This window comes from Lactobacillus fornicalis, assembly GCF_055362665.1.
In genome coordinates this window covers 1-2,652 of record NZ_JBLTIM010000039.1, presented here as the reverse complement: position 1 = coordinate 2,652, position 2,652 = coordinate 1, and the positions used below count along the sequence as shown (strand labels likewise).

Here is a 2,652-nt window from a genome sequence, read left to right as displayed (position 1 = left end):
CAAGAAGCGGCCTTAAATGGTTTAATTGATCAAATCAAAACAGAATGCCCGGAATTGTTTGAAGTAATTCAAAAATCAGTGAAGGGGTGGGACTAGTGTCAATAGATTGGAACAACCCCGACGAAGTGAGAAAGTACCGCGCCCAAAAATCAAGGGAATACCGCGCGCGGGTAAAAGCAAGGGCCGCCGCTGGTGATGAATACGCCCAAGAATTACAAGAAAAGCAGCGAAAAAGATTACCATATAACAATTGCAAAACTTATATAAAAAATAAAGCAACACTAAAACAATTAAACGAATTAAGGGGCCTTATTTTAGAAAGGGAAAAAAAACTAAAAGAAAAATAATTTTGTTATTGACTATATATAATTACCATGATACTATAATATATGTAAGGCGAAAGAAAAAAAGCCCATCAAGTGCGGGAACACTTGACGGGCAACGCCTTAAAAATATAAAAAGTTGAACGGCTTTATAATTAATAAGACTATTTAATTATAGTTAAATAGTTTCAAATTGTAAAGCCCTATAGAAAGGGTTTTTATTATGCAAAAATTAATAGAAGAATACAATTACTTAGATTTGAAAAATGTTAACGGCTTTAAAGTTTACAAGTTCAACCCTAAAAAACAGGGCGGGGCGGTTGTTAACAACGTTCTTAAAAATTTAACGGGGTTGAATTTAAAGACTGCCAACATTGAACAAATTCAAGAGAAAGCACAAGAAAAGGGCTTGTACATTAGATTAGTTTATAAATACGATTCAAAAGCCTGGGGCCCTGGTTATGATTTGGTAAGCACTGAAGAAGATTATAAAGAAAATTACAACAATATTGTTTATCTAATTGTAAATAATGCAATCGATCCACTTGACCCCTGGCAATTTGACGACGACGAAGCAGCAATAAAAACATTAGATAAATTATTTTATCACGATTTTAAAACGCTTTACCGCCTTAAATTAGGCAAGTGGCTAGACTCCCACACGTTTAACGTTCAAAAAGAAGTTATTTCATTGAGCAAAGAAGAAGCAGAAAACTGGGGAGAGTTCTAAAATGAATAAATTAGAAAAAAAGCAAAAAATAGACAAAGAAATAGAAAAATTTATAAAAAAATATAATGTAAAAGACAGTAAAGAAAAAGTTTTGTATATTTTGGGAGCTTGTGGCTTTTACATTCAAACCAAGCCGACAATGGCATACATCGACTTAAGTTTTTTTGAAGAAAAAGGACTGTTATAGAAATGAAAAAATTAGTAATTTTAGGCGGTTTAGTGGTTGTAATGTTAGGGGCTTTATATACTTATTTAGTCCCAAGGGTTGAAGCTGATACAGATTATAAGACTGTAAAAATTGACAAAAACACTAAAATCAAATATAAAAAATATAACGACGGTCAAATAATTGTAGAAGTTAATACTAAGAAAAAAGTACTTACTGATATAGGCGCCAACATTGACAAGGACGGCAAAAGCGACGGCGCAACAATTGCATTAAATTAGAAGGAGTTAAACAATGGATATAATTATAATAGCTTTATTGGTTTCTTTATTTGGTTATATAGTTTCTTCAGAAAAGCGCAAAAAATAGCGCTTTTTTTATTGTTTTATTATTGACTATATATAGTTACTATGATATTATAATATATGTAAGGTTAAGGAACAACCTTACTAGAAAGGAGCAAGACAATGGCAAAGAAAAAAAGCAAAAATAAAAACGGCTATAGAATAGCCGTTATAAAAGATTGCTTAGACATTGTTATTAAATTACTGATAATAGTAACTCAAATCTTAGTAATTTATAAAATGGCTAAGTAATACATTTTAGGGGCTAGGCTTAAAGGCTTAGCCCTTTTTATTATGTTATCATTTTTCTTTTTAAGGCGTCAAGCTTTGAGCTTTTGACTACCTTATACATATATAACTATATAGACTACTAGACTTTTTTTAATTGTGCTAGTGGTCTATTTTTTTATGTTTATTTTTCTAATTGAATTCTTTCAACTGTTTTAGATTCAACAATCTTATATATGTATGTAGTTATATTTGTATCTATTTAAATATAACCATCGTGCGACTGTTTGAGTTTTTCAACTTGGTACTTTTTTAGTACTTTTAAAGCTTTTATATATAGTACTATGCTTATATACCTTAAAAGGGCAATAGCTTTATAAGGCTATAAAAAGCATTTTAAGCGGTTTAAGGGTGTTTATATATGATACTACACAAATGTAATAAAAGCGGTTGTAATGCTTTAATAAGCATCAAATATAAGTATTGTAAGAAACATGTTAACTACTATTCTAGGCAATACGACCGCATAAGAATGAACAGGGAAGCAACAAGGAACTATAGAAAGTTCTATCAGTCAAAGGCTTGGAAGAATCTAAGAAGCTTAAAGCTTGCACGGAATCCATTATGTGAAAGGTGTTTAAAAAATAATATATATAGTTTAGCAACTGATGTTCATCATATAAAAGATGTATATAACAATTATTCATATAGATTAAATTACAACAACTTGCAAGCATTGTGCAAGCCTTGTCATGAAAAAATTCATAAGCTTGGTTATTACCCACCGTTATAAACCGTTACAAATTCAAAGGGCTATAAATTGATTACCAACCGAACAAGGGTACCCCATAGTCGATAGGG

The 2,652-nt window shown here is 30.9% G+C and carries 6 protein-coding genes; all 6 read left to right on the top strand.

Annotated elements, in window-relative coordinates; genetic code table 11:
- Nucleotides 1-95 precede the first annotated feature (95 nt).
- The 6 genes from ACNDLV_RS07300 to ACNDLV_RS07275 all read left to right on the top strand — a co-directional run bounded on the left by ACNDLV_RS07300 (nt 96) and on the right by ACNDLV_RS07275 (nt 2,584).
- On the top strand, nt 96-347 hold the full coding sequence (locus ACNDLV_RS07300) for a hypothetical protein (protein WP_048598067.1): 252 nt from the start codon (nt 96-98) through the stop codon (nt 345-347).
- 199 nt (nt 348-546) lie between these two features.
- The gene (locus ACNDLV_RS07295; protein ID WP_048598064.1) at nt 547-1,053 is read left to right on the top strand and encodes a hypothetical protein; all 507 of its coding nucleotides are present in this window, start codon (nt 547-549) and stop codon (nt 1,051-1,053) included.
- A gap of 1 nt (nt 1,054) precedes the next feature.
- A complete protein-coding gene (locus ACNDLV_RS07290) occupies nt 1,055-1,240 on the top strand; it encodes a hypothetical protein (RefSeq protein ID WP_048598062.1) in 186 nt (61 codons plus the stop codon).
- A 2-nt stretch (nt 1,241-1,242) separates the two neighbouring features.
- Nucleotides 1,243-1,500 (top strand): hypothetical protein, encoded by a 258-nt coding sequence (locus ACNDLV_RS07285; protein ID WP_048598060.1) that lies wholly within the window; start codon nt 1,243-1,245, stop codon nt 1,498-1,500.
- Between the two features lie 186 nt (nt 1,501-1,686).
- Complete coding sequence (locus ACNDLV_RS07280) at nt 1,687-1,815, top strand: hypothetical protein (RefSeq protein ID WP_265666487.1); 129 nt, start codon at nt 1,687-1,689, stop codon at nt 1,813-1,815.
- A gap of 397 nt (nt 1,816-2,212) precedes the next feature.
- On the top strand, nt 2,213-2,584 hold the full coding sequence (locus ACNDLV_RS07275; protein ID WP_080966432.1) for an HNH endonuclease signature motif containing protein: 372 nt from the start codon (nt 2,213-2,215) through the stop codon (nt 2,582-2,584).
- Nucleotides 2,585-2,652: the final 68 nt, after the last annotated feature.

Coding starts and splice junctions, on each gene's coding strand:
- ACNDLV_RS07295 (WP_048598064.1), top strand. CDS start 547: ATGCAAAAATTAATAGAAGAATACAATTACTTAGATTTGAAAAATGTT.
- ACNDLV_RS07290 (WP_048598062.1), top strand. CDS start 1,055: ATGAATAAATTAGAAAAAAAGCAAAAAATAGACAAAGAAATAGAAAAA.
- ACNDLV_RS07285 (WP_048598060.1), top strand. CDS start 1,243: ATGAAAAAATTAGTAATTTTAGGCGGTTTAGTGGTTGTAATGTTAGGG.
- ACNDLV_RS07280 (WP_265666487.1), top strand. CDS start 1,687: ATGGCAAAGAAAAAAAGCAAAAATAAAAACGGCTATAGAATAGCCGTT.
- ACNDLV_RS07275 (WP_080966432.1), top strand. CDS start 2,213: ATGATACTACACAAATGTAATAAAAGCGGTTGTAATGCTTTAATAAGC.